Source organism: Streptomyces sp. SAI-170, from assembly GCF_049739565.1.
Classification (GTDB): domain Bacteria; phylum Actinomycetota; class Actinomycetes; order Streptomycetales; family Streptomycetaceae; genus Streptomyces.
Genome location: NZ_JBMGQD010000001.1, coordinates 1,349,575 through 1,367,235 on the forward strand (window position 1 = coordinate 1,349,575; position 17,661 = coordinate 1,367,235).

The window sequence follows — 17,661 nt, forward strand, 5'->3', positions numbered from 1 at the left end:
TGCGTCAACGCGCCGGTACGCTCGTGCCGTTCGCGCCCGTCGCCTCGGTGTGCGCGGCGCGGCTGCGGGGACGCAGGGGTGCCGCACACAGGCCGGCCGCCAGGGACAGGGCGGCCGCGGTGGCCAGGGCGGGCACGAATCCGTCGGTGAAGGAGCGCGGAGAGGCGTAACCGCCGAAGGCGGCGAACACCGCGACGAGCACGGCCACTCCGAACCCGCTGCCCAGTTGCCGGATCGTGCTGTAGACGCCGGAGGCCTTGCCCATGTCCGGGCCGGCCACCGCGCCCAGGACCGCCGCCTGGGTGGCGGGGATGACCATGGCCACACCGGCGCCGGACAGGATCATCGGCGGGACCATCGCGGCGTAGGGCATGTCGGGCGCGGCGATCAGGGCGATCCACGCCATCCCGGCGGCGTGCAGCAGTGAGCCGGTGACGATGAAGGGGCGTGCGCCGACGCGCGGGATGCGGGTGCCGACGAGGCGCGGCACGACCATCGTCACCGCGCCCCACGGCATGAGCCGCAGCCCCGCGGCCAGCGGGCCGTGGCCGAGGGCGTCCTGAAGGTACTGCGCCATGAAGAACACCGAGCCGAACGCCGAGGCCGAGCCGAAGAAGATCGCGGCGTTGCCGCCGGCGAAGGAGCGGGAGCGGAACAGGCCCAGCGGCAGCATCGGCCGCTCCGCGCGCCGCTCCCGGGCCACGAACCCGGCGAGCAGCACCGCACCGAGGCCGAGGGCGCCGACCGTCTCCGCGCTGCCCCATCCGACGGGGTTGCCGCGGACGAGGCCCCAGACCAGCGCGAACACCGCCGCCGCGGCCAGCACCAGGCCCGGCAGGTCCAGCGCCGCCCGCGGGCCGTGACTCTCCCCCACACGGGCGAGGACGGCCACCGCGAGGACGGCGACGGCCGGGAGGTTGAGCCAGAAGATCCACTGCCAGGAGACGGCCTCGACGACCAGGCCGCCGAGCAGGGGCCCGAGGGCCACCGACGCTCCGACGACGCCGGTGAAGACGCCGAGCGCCTTGGGCCGCAGGGCCGGCGGCACGGCCGCGCCGAGCAGCGCGAGCGCCAGCGGCATCACGGCCGCCGCGCCCGCCCCCTGCACGGCGCGGGCGGCGATCAGCTGCCCGATGCCCGTCGCCAGGGCGCACCCCGCGGACGCGAGGGCGAACACCAGCAGGCCGACGACGAACGTGCCGCGCCGGCCCAGCCGGTCGCCCAGTGCCGCGGCGGGCATCATCAGTACGGCGAAGGTCAGGGTGTAGGCGTTGACCGTCCACTCCAGCTGCTCCACCGAGGCGCCCAGGTCCGCCCGGACCGAGCTCAGCGCCGTCGCGACGACGAGCGCGTCCAGGCCGACCAGGAGCGCCGCAGCGGACGTCGTGCCCAGCAGCCAGCGCTGCGAGCTGCTCCAGCCTGTGCCGGAGGAGGGTGCGTTCGTGTTCATGTGGCTCCACGTGTCGGTCGCTCGGACGTTCCACCCCTTCCGACCCCGACCGCTCCACGGGCGGAACGGTGACGTGCGTCACACCACGGCACCGGTCGGTTTCGCTCGCGCGCGGTGTCGATACCTGTGATGGCCGTACGGCCCCGTCGAAGCCGCCCGCGTGCAGCGGGGGCACGAAGGAGCGAGCGTGAGCAAGGCACCCACGGCGAAGGCACCCCCGCCGGCCGACGACCGGGCCGGCGGGCTCGGGGCCGACGCGGACTTCCGCGACCTGGTCACCGCCCACCGGGCCGAACTGCACCTGCACTGCTACCGGATGCTGGGTTCGCTGCAGGACGCGGAGGATCTCGTCCAGGAGACCCTGCTGGCGGCCTGGCGCGCCCGGGGCTCGTTCGAGGGCCGGGCGTCGCTGCGCACCTGGCTGTACCGGATCGCCACCAACCGCTGCCTGAACGAACTGCGCGACCGCTCGCGCAGACCCCGCGTGGCTCCCGCGGCGGCGTCGCTGCCCGAGCCGACGCGCTACGCGGAGCCGCTGTGGCTCGAGCCCTATCCCGATGCGCTGCTGGAGGCCGTGACGGACGGCGAGGCGGGTCCTTCGGCCCGGTACGAGCTGCGGGAGGAGGTCGGTCTCGCGTACCTCACCGCGCTGCATCTGCTGCCGCCACGGCAGCGCGCGGCCGTCCTGCTGTGCGACGGGCTCGGCTTCTCCCTCGCGCAGACCGCGGCCATGCTGGGCGGCACCGACACCTCCGTCAAGGGAGCCCTTCAGCGGGCCCGCGCCACCCTGCGCACCCGGCCGCCGTCGCGGGGCGAGCGTCCCTCGGCCGGCTCCGCGCAGGAGCGGCGTGTGGCCGAGCTGTTCGCGCGTGCCGTGGAGGCGGGCGACATCGACGGCATCGTCGCGCTGCTCACCGACGACGCGTGGCTGAGCATGCCGCCCCAGCCGCAGCAGTACCAAGGTCCGGCCGCCATCGGGGAGTTCCTGCGCGACCGCGCGCTGCGCCGGGGCTTCCACTTCGCCACCCTGCCGACCCGCGCCAACGGCTTCCCCGCCTTCGGCTGCTACCGCCCGGACGCCACCGGCTCCCCCGGCGAGCCGTACGGCCTGCTGTCCCTCGCCCTGACCCATGACCGCGCCCGCGGGGAGGCCCTCATCACGACGCTCACCTGGTTCTGCGACACCCGCCTGCTCGCCGCGTTCGCGCTGCCGGCGCCGGACGGGCCGACCGCACCGACGTTCGGGTGACAGCACCGGCGGCGGGGCACGGCACGGGTATGGCTGGTCCATGACCATGCAGAACGCGATCGACTGGCCCGAGCGGTTTCTGCCCGGCACCGGCGACAACTTCGTGTCGAACGAGGTGATCGTCGAGGGTGTCACCGCCGCGCGGGTCTGGCCGTACCTGACCGACACGTCGACCTGGGAGTCGTACTACGACGCCGTCACCGGTGTCGCCTTCCCGGAGGGGGGCGGGCCCGTGCTGAAGGAGGGCCTGGTCTTCACCTTCGAGCCCGTCGGCGCCGGGGCCGTGCGCACGCAGCACGCGCGGGTCGTTGTGTGCCGGGCGCCGGGCGAGGGTGTCCCGGGCCGGCTGTCCTGGACGGCCGGGCAGGACGGGGCGCCCGAGGAGCGGCTGGAGGTGCTGCACGCCTGGCTGGTGGAGGATCTGCCCGGCGGAAGGGTGCGGGTGCTGACCCAGGAGACACAGATCGGGCCGCCCGCGGTCGAACTGGCCCGGCAGGTGCCCGATCCGATGCTGAACCGGCACCAGGCCTGGCTGCGGGGCCTGATCGCGGCCGCCTCCGATGGACGCTGACCGGCACGGCCTGCGCCGGTGCCTGCTCGCCGGCGCCGTGTTCGCCGTGTGCATGGCGGGCACGACGCTGCCGACCCCTCTCTACGGCCTGTACCAGGAGAAGTTCGGGTTCTCCGAGCTCACCGTCACCGTCGTGTACGCCGTCTACGCCTTCGGGGTCATCGGCGTGCTGCTGCTGGCGGGCAACGCCTCGGACGCGGTGGGCCGGCGGCCCGTGCTGCTGTGGGGGCTCGGGTTCGCCGCCGCGAGCGCCGGGTGCTTCCTGGCCGCGACCGCGCTGGGCTGGCTCTTCGTGGGGCGGCTGCTGTCGGGGCTGTCGGCGGGGCTGTTCACCGGGGCCGCCACGGCGTACGTGATGGAGCTGGCCCCGCGCGGCGGCGCCTCGCGGGCCACGTTCGTGGCGACCGCCGCCAACATGGGCGGCCTCGGCTGCGGTCCGCTGCTCGCCGGAGTGCTCGCGCAGTACGCCGAGTGGCCGCTGTATCTGCCGTTCGTCGTGCATCTGGCGCTGGTGGCCTGCTCGGCCGTCGTCGTGCTGCTGCTGCCGGAGACCGTGCGGGAGCGGCAGCCGCTGAGTGCCGTACGGCCGCAGAAGCCGGGGCTTCCGGCGCCGGTGCGGGCCGTGTTCGGGCCGGCCGCGGCCGCCTCCTTCGTGGGGTTCGCGCTGTTCGGGGTGTTCACCTCGGTCAGCCCGTCCTTCCTCGCCCAGTCCCTGGACGTGCACAACCGGGCGGTGAGCGGGCTGATCGTCGCGCTGGCCTTCTTCGCCTCCACCGCCGGACAGCTGGCCGTCGGCAAGGTCGGCGTGGGCCGCTCGCTGCCGCTGGGCTGCGCCGCCCTGCTCGCCGGACTCGGGCTGCTGGCGGGCGCGCTGCGCTGGGATCTGCTGGCGTTGGTGGTGCTCAGCGCGGTCGTGGGCGGGGCCGGGCAGGGGCTGGCGTTCCGCGGGGCGGTGTCCGCGGTGGCCGAGGCGGCTCCGGCGGACCGGCGCGCGGCCGTGGTCTCGGCCCTGTTCGTGGTGGCGTACGCGGGCATCTCCGTGCCGGTCATCGGCGTGGGCCTGCTGGTGCGGCCGCTCGGACTGGAGGGCGCGGGGCTGGTGTTCATCGCGGTCATGGCCGTGGTGGTGTCGGCGGCGGGGGTCTATTTGCTGCGCCGGCCGGTTCTCCCGGCGACGGAGGCGAGCGGGGTGCATTAGGGGGCGTCAGGGCGCGTGCGCGGGCCCGAGGTTCTCGACGGGCCGAGATTCTCGACAGCGCCCGACGTTCTCGGCGGCCCGAGGTTCTCGACGGGACGGGCTGAGGTTCTCGACGGACAGGGAGAGCATGAGCGACGCAGGCAGGCTGCCGGCCGCGGCGGTGCGGGGGCTCGATCCGCTGGTCTCGCTCGCGATGTGTGTGCAGGCCGGGCCCGGTGTGTACGCGCTGCTGCTCGGGGCCGGCATGTCCCGGGACGCGGGTGTGCCCACCGGGTGGGAGATCGTCACGGACCTGGTGCGCCGGGCGGCCGTCGCCCGAGGGGCCGACGAGCAGCTCGCCCTCGCCGATCCGGAGGCCTGGTGGGCGCGGCACGGGGACGGCGGTCCGCTCGGCTACTCCACCCTGCTGGAGGCGCTCGGCGACACCCCGGCGGCCCGGCACGAGTTGCTGCGCGGCTACTTCGAGCAGGACGACGAGGACCGGCAGGACGGGCTGAAGCAGCCCGGTCCGGCGCATCACGCGGTGGCCCGGCTGGTGGCGGGGGGCTGGGTGCGGGTGGTGCTGACCACGAACTTCGACCGGCTCACCGAGCAGGCGCTGACCGCAGCGGGGGTGCAGCCGCAGGTCGTGCACAGTCCGGAGAGCCTGCGCGGGATGACCCCGCTGGCGCACGCCCCCGCCACGGTCGTCAAGCTGCACGGCGACCTGGCCGATCTGGAGGCCCGCAACACCGAGCACGAGCTGGCGGAGTACCCGGCGGCGTGGGCCGGCCTGGTGGACCAGGTGCTGGACGAGTACGGGTTGATCGTCTGCGGCTGGTCCGCCCAGTGGGACCAGGCGCTGGTGTCCTGCTTCGAGCGCCGCGTCAGCCGCCGCTATCCGGTGTTCTGGTCCGCCCCGTACGGCGTCGGAGGCGTGGCCGCGGAACTCGTCGCGCGGCACGGGGCCGTGCTGGTGGACGGCCTGACGGCGAAGGAGTTCTTCCCCGGGCTGCTCACCCGCGTCGAGGCCCTGGCCCGCCTGACGGAACCCGCGCCGACCCGGGAGCTGTCGCTGGCCCGGCTCAAGCGGGCGCTGCCCGATCCGGTGCGGCGGATCGAGTTGCACGAGCTGGTGGACGCGGAGGCGCTGCGGGTCATGGAGCGCCTCGCGGACGGCGACCGTTGTCCGACCGGCGAACCGCCCTCGGACCCGGAGGCGTACCGGGAGCTGCTGGAGCGTTACGGCGGCGACTGCGACACGCTGCTGCATCTGCTGGCGTCGGGGGTCTTCCACGACGAGGGCGGGGTGCACGGGCGGGTGTGGGTACGGGCGTTGCAGCGCCTGCTCTACGCGCCCGGCGGCGGCCCGCACCTGTACCCCGCGCTGCTGGCCCTGTCCGCCGCGGGCACCGCCGCCGTCCTGGCCGGCCGCGACGAGCTGCTGGGCCGGCTGCTGCTCGAACCGGTCCTCGCGCAGGGCCCGGTGGCCCCGGCCGGCTCCCGCAGGGCCGGCACCGAGCCGCGGCCGGCCGTGCTGGTGCTGCGCACGGCGGACGTCCTCGGACCGGCCGAGCGGGTCAACGCCCTGCTGGGCGAGCCGTATCCGGCGCAGCTCGCCGAGACGTCGTACAGCACCTGGCTGCGGGAACGGCTGCGGGACGTGCTGGCGGAGCCTGCCGCCGACAGCGACCGCACGCTCTCCGACGCGTTCGACACCTACGAGTACCTCATGGCTCTGCTGCAGGCCGACCTGTCGGAAACCCCGGAGACAGCAGGCGAGTTCACCCTTCCGGACCGCTGGGACGGCGAGGGCCGCCTCCGCATCGCCGCCCGCGTGCAGTCCCGCTTCTCCGAGGACTGGCCCATGCTGCGCGGCGGCGCCTTCGCGGGCGAGCTCCACCGGGCGCACACGGCCGCGGCGGTGGTGGAAGTGGTGTGCGCCGAGCGGTACGAGGAGGTCGCGCGGCAGGAGCCGTTCCGGTGACGTGCCGTTCCCTTCCGGTGGCGGTGAGTCAGCAGCCGACCTAGCGTTTGAGTCAAGTTCCGCATATTCCAGCGGAATAGACCAGACGAAAGGGTGACCGACATGACGGACATCGCCGTCGACAACAGCTTCACGATCACCATGTGTGACGTGCCTGTGCACCTGCCCCACCGGGACGATGGTGTGTGGACCCTGCGGGAGGTTCTCGCGTGGGCCCCCGACAACTCCGACTGGCATCTGAAAAAGACCTGCATCGAAGGCTGCAGCGGCAAGGGCGGCTGCTCCATGCTTCCGCCGGGGACCATGCTCGAAGTCACCAGCGACGACGCCATGGAGATACGGTTCATGGCCCCGGCGGAAGTCGAAAGACGCCGTGCGCAGGGCCTCCTGTGGATGAACGACGAAGCGTGACCGGTCAGGCCCGCACGGCACCGGTGCGGGCCGCGCCGCCGACCGCGGTGGGATCGGTGACGATGCGGTCCTGGAACTCCGCGTGGCAGAACTGGTAGACGGGTCCGACCCGTCTCAGGACGCTGAGCGATCGGGCATCCTCCATGAACGACAGGGGATGACGCGGCAGTCGTCTGGCCGCGGCGAGCCGCAGGCCGGTTTCCCGGTACGCGAAGTACGCGGTGCCGGAGACGGCCAGCAGCCCCGCGGCGAGCCCGATCGCCACATTCGCTTCAAAGGTCTCCAACCCGTGCGCGACGACTGCGACGCCCGGGACGTCACTGCTCGGCAAATGCCCCTCCAGCGTGATGAACCACTTGAGCAGGGGCGGCACCAGGGCGACCACCATCAGAGCGGCGGCGGCCGTGCGCTCCCCCCGCAAGGTGGACTGCGGCGTCTCCTGTTCGAGGTCGGCCGGCACCCGGGACCAGCGCAGTACGGCCAGCGCCAGACCGAACAGGATGCCGAAGAACGCGCCGAACGCACCGCACGCCACGACTCTCGTCCACAGGGGCACCCACGCGTCCCACGTCGACACGAAGCACAGGACGACCCCCAGGGGGACACCGATCAGCAGCCCCCTGCCGACGCAGCCGGGGACCAGCGCCCCCAGGATGCGGGCAGGGGCGCGGACGTCCAGGCGCGTCGGCCGCAAGGAGCCGCCGGACAGGTTCAGGCCCGCCATGACTCCGGTGATCAGCAGGAAGACTCCGGCCCGGAAGGTCGCGCGCCGGCTGATGAAGGCCACGTCCTCGGACGGCGTCAGGAACGAGACGTCCGTGACGGGTTGGCCGGTCACCTGCCGCAGAGGCATGTAGACGAGGAGTCCGGCGGCCTCGGCGCCCACCCAGAACAGGACGACGAACAGCAGAATGCGGCGCACCTGAGCGCCACGCTCACCCGGCCCGCGCAGACTCGGTCGTAGCCGTCGGCGCACCGCCCCCGCGCACAGCGCGCCGAGGGCCAGCAGCACCATGAAGACGGCCCAGGCGAGGCCCGCCTTGACGCCTGTGTAGGGCGGCACGGTCACCTCGATGTCCGTGTCCGCGCGTTCGACGGCCTCCGCCCAGTACTCGAGGAGCATCCCCATCACGACGGCCGACGGGAGGACGACGGCACATCCGACCCCGACCCGCCGCAGCACGTCTCGGACAGCGCCCGCCCCCGACGACTCGCCGTCGCGGCCGGTGAAGGCGAGCCGGATCATCGCCGTCGCCGCGACGGCCGTGCACAGCGTGATGACCACGAAGCAGCCGAATCGCGCGAGCGGCGACAGCGCCCAGTGGAAGTGGTCCCCCGCCATGCACGCCGCCCCGAGCCCGATCACCGCACCCGCCACCGGCGCCGACAACGGCCCCGCCGGATCCTGGGGCAGTGCGCGGTGCAGTTCCCACCAGGCGATGTCGTCCGTCCCCTGCCGTTTGATGTGCGAGGCGAGGAAGGCCAACGCGGTGCGGGCGTCGTCCGGGCTCCAGCGGGCCGCAGCGGTGCGGCGCGCGTCGGGGACCGCGGGATCCAGGGGCACCGTCTCCGCGGAGAAGACCGCCGGGACCAGCGCGTCCAGCAGATGGTGCTGGAGGCTCTCCGCGTCGGGGTGGTCGGTGAGTTCGGTCGGGTCGCTCGCCGGTGAGGCGTAGACGGTGCGGGCGAGCCAGACGTTCAGCGGCACGGAGAGGGCCTGGGCGACGGGGCCGTCGGGGCGGCGGGTGAGGTCGTCGAGGACCGGCTGCCAGGCGGCGATGCGCCTCGGCGGTACGACGCTGCGCAGATAGTCGGCGACGTCCGCCGCCTCCACGGGAGCCGCGACGACCACGGCCGCGGCGGTTACCACATCGGCGTCCGCGACCAGCCGGTGGTACTCGGAGCGCCGCGAGGTGAGGATCAGCGGGCCGTGCACGGCGATGGCGTGGTTGAGGGCGGTCAGCGCCCGGGGCCGCAGCTCGGCGGGGAGTTCGTCGAGGCCGTCGAGGACGGGCAGGACCCGGCCCTCGGCGACCAGTTTGCGGGCCGCGCTGCGGCCGTAGGTCTCGTCGTTGCGCAGCGCCGGATAGTCCTCGTGGATGCGGCGGGCGATCCAGTCGAGCAGGGGCTCCTTGCGCGGGTTCCACGGCGCGAGGTCCAGCAGGACAGGGACGGGCTCCCCCGGTTCCGGGTCCCGCAGGAGTTCCGTGACGAGGAGGATCGCGAGGGCCGTCTTGCCGGCGCCGGGGTCGCCGAGGACGACCAGGCGTCGGCGGGGCAGGGCGCGGTAGGCGACGGCGAACGCGCGGATGTCGTCGCTGCGGCCGGACAGGGTGCGGCCGACCATCCGGACGTGGTCGCCGGCCTCGGTCTGGCCGCTGCGCCAGCGCACGGCCAGCGGGTGCGGGTCCAACAGGCCCTGTGCGGCGGCCTCTTCGGTCCACTGGCGGCGGACCATGGCGGCGAGTGCCTCCGCCGCCTGGTCCAGCTCGGTCCGGGTGGCGGGCGTGGCGGGCCGCGAGCGATGGTACGACCAGCTGAACAGGCCGACCGTGGCCGAGATCAGCACGCTCATGGACGCGGCGGCCGTCTCAGCGTTCGCGCCGATGACGATGGCCACCACCGTGGCGAGCGCCATGACCGCGACGACGCCGACCGCCCAGGGCCACCGCGCTCTGCTGCGCATCATGGTTGTCCGGCTTCCTCGGCGTCGTCGATGGCGTTGCGGAACAGGCAGAGCTTGGCGTCCTCGGCCAGGAAGTACTTGTCGACCTTGTAGGCGATGGTCGCGAAGTCCAGCCGGCCGTCGCCGTTGAAGTCGCCGATGGCGATCCGCGCGGCGCTGTCGGAGGACACCCGCCACTTGGCGAAGACGCCGGCGGCGACGTCCAGGCACTTGTAGTAGAAGACGCCCTGCCAGGGGTGGGGGCCGCGCAGGGCGACCAGGAACTCGTCGTCGCCGTCGTTGTCGAAGTCGGCGCAGACGATCTGGTGGCTGGGGCCCTCGCCGAGCTCGTTGGGGTCGCCGAACACGTCGAGGACGATCCGCCGCCAGGTCGCCTCGGTGACCGGGGTGCCGGGCTCTTCCTTGATGTAGGCGGCCACGGTGTTGCCGTGGAAGGGCTCGGTGGCCACGACGTAGGCGTGCGGGTCGTCGCCGATGCGTCCGGCGCCGACGTCGCCGCTGCCCTTGAAGCCGGTCGCGTCGAACCGCTCGTGCTCGCCGTCGCCGATGTGCGTGGTGGTGAAGCGGTGTTCGCGCTCGTCGTAGTGGAGCCAGGTCACGCCCTCCTCGGAGGCGAGCAGGATCGAGTCGAGGTGCTCACTGCCGGGCAGCGGGTTCTGCTGGATCTCCACGCCGTGGATCATCCGGAAGTGGGCGTCGTCGAGGATCCGCTTGTCCCAGGGCTGGCGTACGTCGTTGTTCGGGCTGAACAGCACGACGGGCACGAGCGCGTGGACGTGGTGGGCGCCCACGGTCGGCAGGGCCATCAGCTCCAGCCTGCGGGTCTGGGTGAAGTGGCCGAGGCGCAGCCGGTGCATGGCGGTCTCGCGGCCGATGTAGTGGCGCTTCCAGCGGGTCTCGGTGTCGAACTTGCCGGTGTTCTCGATCCAGTCGATCTTCCCGCCCTCGGGGTCGGGGTCGTCGATGCGGCCGCGTGCGCCGTACAGCTCGTAGCAGACGACGATGTCGGGGTGGCCGTTGCCGGAGATGTCGCCGAAGTGGGCGCCGATCGGCATGTGGAAGCCGTCGGCGACCAGGCGCTTGCGCCAGCCGGGGTTCTGGTACCAGTACAGCTCGCCGAGGTAGAGGCCGTGGCCGACGAGGTCGGGGCGGGTGTCGCCGTCGATGTCGGGGGCCTCCAGCCAGTAGCCCTCGATGAGGTCGTCCTCCAGGACCTCGCGGGTGAACCGGGGAACGCGTATGCCGAGCGGGGTGCTTGCGCCCATGGGGGTGCCTTCCGAGTGCGGTGGGGGTGTGGGTCAGCCGAGGGCCCGGGCCAGGTAGGTGTGGGCGGTCCGGGCGTAGTGGAGCGGCGGGTGTCCGCCGTGCGGGTCCTGTTCCGCCTCCACCACCAGCCAGCCGCGGTAGGACTCGCCGGGGCGGAGGAGCTTGAGGACGTCGTCGAAGTCGATGTCGCCGTCGCTGTCGCCGGGCACGGTGAAGATGCCGGCCTCGACGTACTCGCGGAAGCTGCCGTCGGCCAGGGTGCGGTCGGCGCGGACGCCGCCGCGGACGTTCTTGAGGTGGACGTGGGTGATCCGGTCGCGGTGCCGCTCGACGATCTCCGTCAGGTCGGCGCCCGCCCAGGTGAGATGGCCGGTGTCGAGGAGCAGGCCGACATGGCGGGGATCGGTGTCGCGCATCAGCCGGTCGACGTCGCTCTGGGTCTGTACGCCGGTGCCCATGTGGGGGTGGTAGGCCAGGGTGAAGCCCTGTCCGGCGACGATCTCGCCGATCTTGTTCAGTCCGTCGGTGAGGTCGGCCCACTGCTCGTCGGTGAACTCCGGCTTGTTGCTGCGCAGGCTGAGCTGCTGCAGGTGCACGGACCGGCCGAACTCGGCGACGCCGATGGTGCGGGTGGGCACCGGCGGGTCGCCGGCGTTGAACTGCTCGAGGAACTCCAGCACCTTCAGCAGGTCACGGGCGGTGCGGGCGGCGCCGTCGGGCACGGTGAAGTACGAACTCACCCAGGGCTCGCTGACGCTGAGGCCGCGCAGATGCATCGCGGCGATCAGCGCGTCGACGTCGGTGGTGAAGGTGTGGCCGATGCTGCACCCCTCGAAGCCGGCGAGCGCGATCTCGCTGAGGCACTGCTCCATGGGGATGTCGTTGCCGAGGAGCGGGAAGTCGTCGTTGGTCCAGCAGGTGGGGGTGATGCCCAGGTGGATGCCGTCCGGGCGCGGGGCGTGGTGTGCCGGCATGGTGGGTTCCTCAGTGTCCGGGGTGGCCCTTGACGATGGTGTCGGCCGCGTGCAGGGCCATGGCGACGCTGGTGAGGGTGGGGTTGGAGGCGTTGCCGAAGGGGTGCAGGCCGTTGCCGCCGAGGTAGAGGTTGTCGATGTGCCACACCTTGGAGTACTCGTCGACGACGCTGTCCAGGGCGCTTCTGCCCATGCGGGTGGTGCCCGCGATGTGCAGGGGCAGGCCCGGGGTGAGGAAGACGGGCTCGGAGCCGGGCATGAACCCGCCGAGGGCGGCCGCGGTGTGCAGCATGTGCTCGTTCATGCGGTCGCTCGCCCTGCGCTCGGCCTCGTCGAGCCGGAAGTGGAAGGTGGGCTGCGGCATGTCGAAGGTGTCGCGCAGGCTGCGGGAGAAGGTGACCTTGTTCTCCGGGCGGGGCCGGGAGATGCCGAACCAGCGCAGGTCGACGATGAGCCGCGGGTCGACGTTCGGCGGTACGGCACCGTAGGTGAAGGCGTCGCGGTGGATCTGGCAGTGCCAGGGGCGGTGCTCGCTCACCAGCAGGGCGAGGTTGGGGTCGCGCTCGTCGGGCGGGAAGGGCACCGGGTCGGCGCACTTGTCGCCGGAGTGCAGCCTCTTCAGCTGGGCGGCGCGGTAGCGGGCGACCCGGTCGGCGGCGGCCTGGCAGGCGGCGTCGTCCGCGGAGGTGCACAGCAGTTCCTCGACGTGGTCCATGTGCCGCTGCTGGAGCACCACCTGGCAGAAGGACATGGGCTGTTCGGTGAGATAACGGCCGAGCGCGGGCAGGGTGACACCGGAGCTGAACAGCAACTGCGGTGTGGGGACTGCCCCGCACGCCACGACGTAGGTGTCGGCGCGCAGCCGGATCTCCTCGCGGACGTCACGCAGATCGCGTACTACGGCGTACTGGACCTTCTGGTGCTTGCCGGAGCCGGTGATCTCCAGGCGGACGCACTGGTGCTCGGGCAGCAGGGTGAAGGAGCCGCGCGGCGGGGTGTGGGCGGGGTCGGCCAGGTCGCCGAGGACGGTGTCGGCGGCCGACCAGGTGACCGCCTGGGTGTGCGCGGAGTCGGCGCGGTCGCGGACGGCCAGGGGCAGTTCGGTGACGTCGGCGAACTCCTCCCCGGCGTCCTGGAGCACGCGCTTGACCAGCAGGTGCCGGGCCGAGTCGGCGAACACGGAGGTGGAGCGGGCGAGCAGGGACTCGGCCTCGTCGTAGAGCCGGTCCATCTCCTTGTCGTCGATGGGGTAGGCCTGTCCGCCGTACTGCCGTTCCACCTCGGGGTGGAAGCGGGGCACCGCGCAGGTCCAGTGGGTGGCCATGCCGCCTACCGCGTAAGTGGCCGCTGCCGCAGGGAGGTTGAGGTGTTTGCGCTGTTCCGGGTTCTGGTTGCGCAGGGAGAAGCCGGCGTATTTCTCCGGGTCGTAGGAGAACGCGGACGGGTCGAGGGTGAGCACCGGCTCGCGGTTGGTGGCGGTGGACAGCGGCAGCAGATGGCCCTTGATGACCGAGACGAACAGGTCGATGTTCTTCTGGAACAGGTAGCTGTTCTTGAGGTGTTCGCCGTAGCGGCGGGACAACTGGGCCCCGGCGTCGATCATCAGGACGCTCCGGCCGGCGTCGACGAGCTTGCGGGCGAAGGCGCAGCCGACCGGGCCGCTGCCGACGATCAGTACGTCCGCCTCGGTGACGTGGTCGTTCATGGACGTCCTTTCGAGGTGATGTCCGCCGTGCCGCTCAGCCACAGCGCGCTGTTGACGAGGCCGACCATGCTGAACGCCTGTGGGGTGTTGCCGAGATGGCGGCCGGTGGCCGGGTCGTACTCCTCGGCGAGCAGCCCGACGTCGTTGCGCAGGTCCAGCAGCCGCTCGTACAGCTCCCGGGCCTCCTGGCGGCGGCCGGTGCCGTGCAGGGCGTCGGCGAGCCAGAACGTGCAGACCAGGAAAGTGGCTTCGCCGCCGGGCAGGCCGTCCACGCCGCCGTCGGCCTCGGGGCGGTAGCGGCGCAGGAAGCCGTCCTCGGCGAGCTCCCGGCGTACGGTGTCGACGGTGCCTCGGACGCGGGGGTCGTGCCAGGGCAGGAAGCCGACCCGGGGCAGCAGGAGCAGGGCGGCGTCGACGCCCTTGGAGCCGTAGAACTGGGTGAAGGTGCCGCGTTCGGCGTCGTAGCCCTGGGAGCAGACCTCTTCGTGGATGCGGTCGCGCAGTTTCTCCCAGCGGTCGACCGGGCCCCAGCGGCCGTGGTGCAGGACCGAGCGCACCGCGCGGTCGACGCCGGCCCACGCCATCACCTTGGAGTGCACGAACTGGCGGGGCGCGCCGCGGACCTCCCACAGGCTGAGGTCGGGCTCCTGCCAGTTGCTCTCCAGGAAGTCCAGCAGGGCGAGTTCCATGTTCCAGGCCGGGCCGCCGGCGGTCATGCCGGCCTCACGGCCGACGTAGAGGCATTCGAGGACCTCGCCCCACACGTCGAGCTGGAACTGGCGGGTGGCGGCGTTGCCGACCCGGACGGGGCGGGCGTTCTGGTAGCCGTCGAGCCAGTCCAGCTCGTACTCGGGCAGCCGCCAGGTGCCGTCGAGGCCGTACATGATCTGCAGGTCGGCGGGGTTGCCTGCGACCGCGCGCAGCAGCCAGTCGCGCCACTGGGTCGCCTCCTCCAGATAGCCGGTGCCGATGAGGGCCTGGAGGGTGAACGTGGCGTCGCGCAGCCAGCAGTAGCGGTAGTCCCAGTTGCGGGTGCCGCCGGGCTGCTCGGGCAGGGAGGTGGTGGCCGCGGCGAGGATGCCGCCGGTGGGCCGGTACGTCAGGGCCTTGAGGGTGATCAGGGAGCGGCGTACGGCGTCGTCCCACATGCCGCGGTAGCGGCAGCGGCCGGTCCACTCGCGCCAGAACCGCTCGGTGTCCTCGATGGCGGACAGCGCCTCCACGGGCCGGGCGGGGCTGACGAAGTGGGAGGGCTTGTACGTCAGCACGAAGGGCACCTGCCGGCCCGCCTCGACCGTGAACTCGGCCCGGGTGGTGAGGTTCTCGCCGTACACCGTGACCGGGGTGTGCAGCCAGAACGCGTCCGGTCCGGCGACCGCGCGCAGTCCGCCGCCCGCGCGGTACACCCACGGCACGATCCGGCCGTAGTCGGGGCGCAGCCGCAGGTCCATCCGCATGGTGACCCGCCCGCTGAGGCCCTCGACCACGCGCACCACGTCGGCTGCCTCGCCGCGCAGCGGCATGCAGTCCACGACGCGTACGCCGCCCTCCGCGGTGTGCCACTCGGTCTCCAGGATCAGGGTGTCGTCGCGGTAGCGGCGCCGGGTCGCGGGGCCTCCGCCCGCGGGGGCGAGCAGCCAGCGGCCGGCGCTGTCGTCGTGCAGCAGCGCGGCGAAGCAGGCCGGTGAGTCGAACCGGGGCAGGCACAGCCAGTCGATCGACCCGTCGCGCCCCACCAGCGCGCCCGACTGCAGGTCACCGATGAAGGCGTAGTCCTCGATTGCGCTGACCATTCCGACACTCCCTCGGCAGCCGCCGGCGCTCCGCGCGGGCGCACGGGACGACAGCGGCATATGCGTGGACGGTTGAGCGGCGTGTCACCCCGGGGCCGTACGGGCGGCGTACACCGGGGCGCCCCTGACAGGGGCGTCTGCCTGGGCGGGACCCCAGGCGCTTCCTTCTTCACGGTGGCACAGAGCGGACGGACAGGCGACTTTGGCATATGCCTCAGGCATACGAGGGAATATGTCGGCGGAATGAGCGGGCAAGGTGGATCCGCGGGGCGGGCGCGGGTACCCGGCAGGGGCGGCGGCCGGAGCGCCGAGCCGTCGGAAGAGCTGTGCGGGAGGAGCGCACCATGACCGAGCAGCCCATGAGCGATCACACCCCCTCCCAGGCCGAGGGCGAGCCGGAGGACCTGCGGGACATGGAGGATCTGCCCCTGCCGGACACCCCGACCACGTCCCAGGCCGAGGGCGAACGCGACGAGGAGGACGACGAGAGCTGACGCGTTACGGGGTCATGCCGGTCGGTGTTCCTTCTCGCGCTGGCCGGTGTCCACCAGGCGGGCGGCGTGCTCGACGTGGTCCGGGAGGCGGTGGCGTCGAGCCGGCGCGGCCGGGAGGCGGACGAGGACGCCGAGCAGGGCGCGGCGGGCGCTGTCGGCGCCGGTGACGGCGGCGGCCGCGAGGCGGGCGCTCGCCCGGGCGGCCGGCGGGAGCGGGCGGCGCAGCCACAGGGTGAGGACCTCGTTGCGCCGCATCAGCGGGCTGCGGCCCTCGCGGCCGGACCACTCGGGGAGGTGACGGGCCGTCAGGGAGGGTTCATAGACGACGCCCCAGCCCGCGGCGGACAGGTCGTAGGCCAGCAGGGTCTCCTCACCGCCGAAGAACAGCAGCGGGTGGAAGCCGCCGGTCGCGAGGAACGCCTCCCGGCGCACCACGCACGCACAGGCCAGGAAGCCCAGCGCCGGGCGGCCCGGCAGGTCGGCCTCCGCGGGCAGCGGGGAGCCGGCCAGGAGGGGCGTTCATCGGGTCCTCGGCGGCCTCCGGGCCGACGAGGGTGCGGGCGGCCAACAGGCCGAGCCGCGGGTGCGCGTCGAGCAGGTCGGCCGCGTGCCGCAACGCGCCTGGCGTCCACCAGGAGTCGTCGTCGTAGAAGGCGACGTAAGGCGTGGTGGCGTGGCGGGCGGCCAGATTGCGGCCCAGGGCGCCGGTGTTGCGGCCGGGGCGGAGGACCCGGGGCCGGGCGGGGTGGCGCGGGGGGACGGAGTCGGTGCCGTTGTCCACGACGATCACCGGGGGCCGCTCGGGCAGCGCGGCGAGCTCGTCGAGGGTGTGCAGCAGGGCGACCGGGCGGTCGCGGGTGATCACCGCCACGGTGACCCGGCCGTCCGGGCGGGGCTCACCGGGCACAGGGTTCTGCCTCCTCCTCGGGGGCGTCGAGGTGGGTGAGGGCGGCGGTGAGGACGTCGTCCGTGGTGATGGCCAGCAGCAGCGGGTCGGGGACGGTCGCGTGCGGGTCGCCGGGCGGGCCGGGCTTCCACAGGACGGTGTGGCGGGGTGACTTGGGCGGGCCCCACAACAGCGGGGACACCGGGCCGAAGAGGGTGACGGACGGGCTCCCGTGGGCCACCGCGAGATGGGCGAGGCCGGTGTCGCCGCTGACGACGAGCGCGGCCTCGGCGACGAGCGCCGACAGATCCGCGAACGGCAGCCCCCCGGCCAGGACGTCGTGGGCGGGGACCCCGGCCCGGGTGGCGACCTCCTTGACCAGGGCGTCCTCGCGCGGGCCGCCCGTCACCACGACCCGGTGCCCGGCCGACCGCAGGTCCCGCGCCACGGCGGCGTACCGCTCGGCCGGCCAGCGCCGCGCGGCGGCCTCCGCGCCGGGGTGCACCACCACGGCCCCGGGCGCCGGCGAGGGCCGCGCGGGCGGCCGCAGCCGTACGTCGCCGGGGTCGGCGGGAATGCCGTGCGCGCCGAGGAGCCTGCACCAGCGGGCGCGTTCGTGCTCCTCGGGGTGCCACTTCGGGGGCAGCTCGGGCAGGGGGTGGGACCCGGCGTACGCGATCAGCCGACGCGGCCCCAGCAGCGCCAGCGCGTCCCGGCTGGCCGGGCCGTTGCCATGCAGGTCGACCGCCACGTCCGGCGGCGGATACGGCCAGTGCGTGAGTGACGGAACCTCCCGGTTCGGCGCCTCGGCGGGCAACACCCCGTCGACCGCCCCGATCGCCGACGCGGCCTCCTCCAGGGCGGGCGGCAGCGCGAGCAGGATCTCGTGCCGGGGGAACGCCCGCCGCAGGGCCCGCAGGGCGGGGACCCCGGCGAGGAGGTCACCGAGCCCCAGGGCGCGCAGGACGAGGAGGCGGGGGCGGGTGGGGGCGTCAGGGGGTGTGGGCATTCT

General features: G+C 73.3%; 13 protein-coding genes and 1 pseudogene. 6 read left to right on the forward strand and 8 right to left on the reverse strand.

The annotated features are described in order from the left end of the window. Positions 1-4 precede the first annotated feature (4 nt). Positions 5-1,450: an MFS transporter gene (locus RKD23_RS06215; RefSeq protein ID WP_424852715.1), complete on the reverse strand. Its 1,446-nt coding sequence runs from the start codon at positions 1,448-1,450 to the stop codon at positions 5-7. A 187-nt stretch (positions 1,451-1,637) separates the two neighbouring features. Here RKD23_RS06215 and RKD23_RS06220 point away from each other — a divergent pair, with 187 nt between their 5' ends. From RKD23_RS06220 to RKD23_RS06240, 5 genes are all read left to right on the forward strand, one after another. After that, entirely contained in the window at positions 1,638-2,699 is a 1,062-nt protein-coding gene (locus tag RKD23_RS06220; protein ID WP_424852716.1) for an RNA polymerase subunit sigma-70, read from the forward strand. Between the two features lie 40 nt (positions 2,700-2,739). Then, entirely contained in the window at positions 2,740-3,270 is a 531-nt protein-coding gene (locus tag RKD23_RS06225) for an SRPBCC domain-containing protein (protein ID WP_424852717.1), read from the forward strand. Continuing rightward, positions 3,260-4,468, forward strand: a complete 1,209-nt coding sequence (locus RKD23_RS06230) for an MFS transporter (protein ID WP_424852718.1) — start codon at positions 3,260-3,262, stop codon at positions 4,466-4,468. Before RKD23_RS06225 ends, RKD23_RS06230 begins: the two co-directional genes overlap by 11 nt. Positions 4,469-4,595: 127 nt before the next feature. Then, positions 4,596-6,434 (forward strand): SIR2 family protein, encoded by a 1,839-nt coding sequence (locus RKD23_RS06235; protein WP_424852719.1) that lies wholly within the window; start codon positions 4,596-4,598, stop codon positions 6,432-6,434. Between the two features lie 102 nt (positions 6,435-6,536). Then, positions 6,537-6,845 carry a hypothetical protein gene (locus tag RKD23_RS06240; RefSeq protein ID WP_424852720.1) on the forward strand — a complete coding sequence of 103 codons (309 nt, stop codon included), beginning with the start codon at positions 6,537-6,539 and terminating at the stop codon, positions 6,843-6,845. 4 nt (positions 6,846-6,849) lie between these two features. Here the strand turns inward: RKD23_RS06240 and RKD23_RS06245 are convergent, their stop codons facing one another. Genes RKD23_RS06245 through RKD23_RS06265 form a run of 5 tightly spaced genes read right to left on the reverse strand, consistent with a single transcriptional unit; the run spans position 6,850 to position 15,269 of the window. Then, complete coding sequence (locus RKD23_RS06245; protein ID WP_424852721.1) at positions 6,850-9,534, reverse strand: NACHT domain-containing protein; 2,685 nt, start codon at positions 9,532-9,534, stop codon at positions 6,850-6,852. After that, positions 9,531-10,796: an FG-GAP repeat domain-containing protein gene (locus tag RKD23_RS06250; RefSeq protein WP_424852722.1), complete on the reverse strand. Its 1,266-nt coding sequence runs from the start codon at positions 10,794-10,796 to the stop codon at positions 9,531-9,533. Before RKD23_RS06250 ends, RKD23_RS06245 begins: the two co-directional genes overlap by 4 nt. A gap of 33 nt (positions 10,797-10,829) precedes the next feature. Continuing rightward, positions 10,830-11,771, reverse strand: coding sequence for a myo-inosose-2 dehydratase (gene iolE, locus RKD23_RS06255; protein ID WP_424852723.1), 942 nt, complete (start codon positions 11,769-11,771; stop codon positions 10,830-10,832). A 10-nt stretch (positions 11,772-11,781) separates the two neighbouring features. Then, positions 11,782-13,476 carry a pyranose oxidase gene (locus RKD23_RS06260; RefSeq protein WP_424852724.1) on the reverse strand — a complete coding sequence of 565 codons (1,695 nt, stop codon included), beginning with the start codon at positions 13,474-13,476 and terminating at the stop codon, positions 11,782-11,784. Continuing rightward, positions 13,473-15,269 (reverse strand): glycoside hydrolase family 15 protein, encoded by a 1,797-nt coding sequence (locus RKD23_RS06265; RefSeq protein ID WP_424852725.1) that lies wholly within the window; start codon positions 15,267-15,269, stop codon positions 13,473-13,475. Before RKD23_RS06265 ends, RKD23_RS06260 begins: the two co-directional genes overlap by 4 nt. Positions 15,270-15,613: 344 nt before the next feature. On the opposite strand from RKD23_RS06265, the gene RKD23_RS06270 reads away from it, so the two are divergent. Beyond that, positions 15,614-15,763 carry a hypothetical protein gene (locus RKD23_RS06270; RefSeq protein ID WP_424852726.1) on the forward strand — a complete coding sequence of 50 codons (150 nt, stop codon included), beginning with the start codon at positions 15,614-15,616 and terminating at the stop codon, positions 15,761-15,763. Positions 15,764-15,775: 12 nt separating this feature from the next. Here RKD23_RS06270 and RKD23_RS06275 read toward each other — a convergent pair. After that, positions 15,776-16,670: pseudogene (locus RKD23_RS06275) on the reverse strand (glycosyltransferase family 2 protein). After that, entirely contained in the window at positions 16,660-17,658 is a 999-nt protein-coding gene (locus RKD23_RS06280; protein ID WP_424852727.1) for a glycosyltransferase family 9 protein, read from the reverse strand. Before RKD23_RS06280 ends, RKD23_RS06275 begins: the two are co-directional and overlap by 11 nt. Positions 17,659-17,661: the final 3 nt, after the last annotated feature.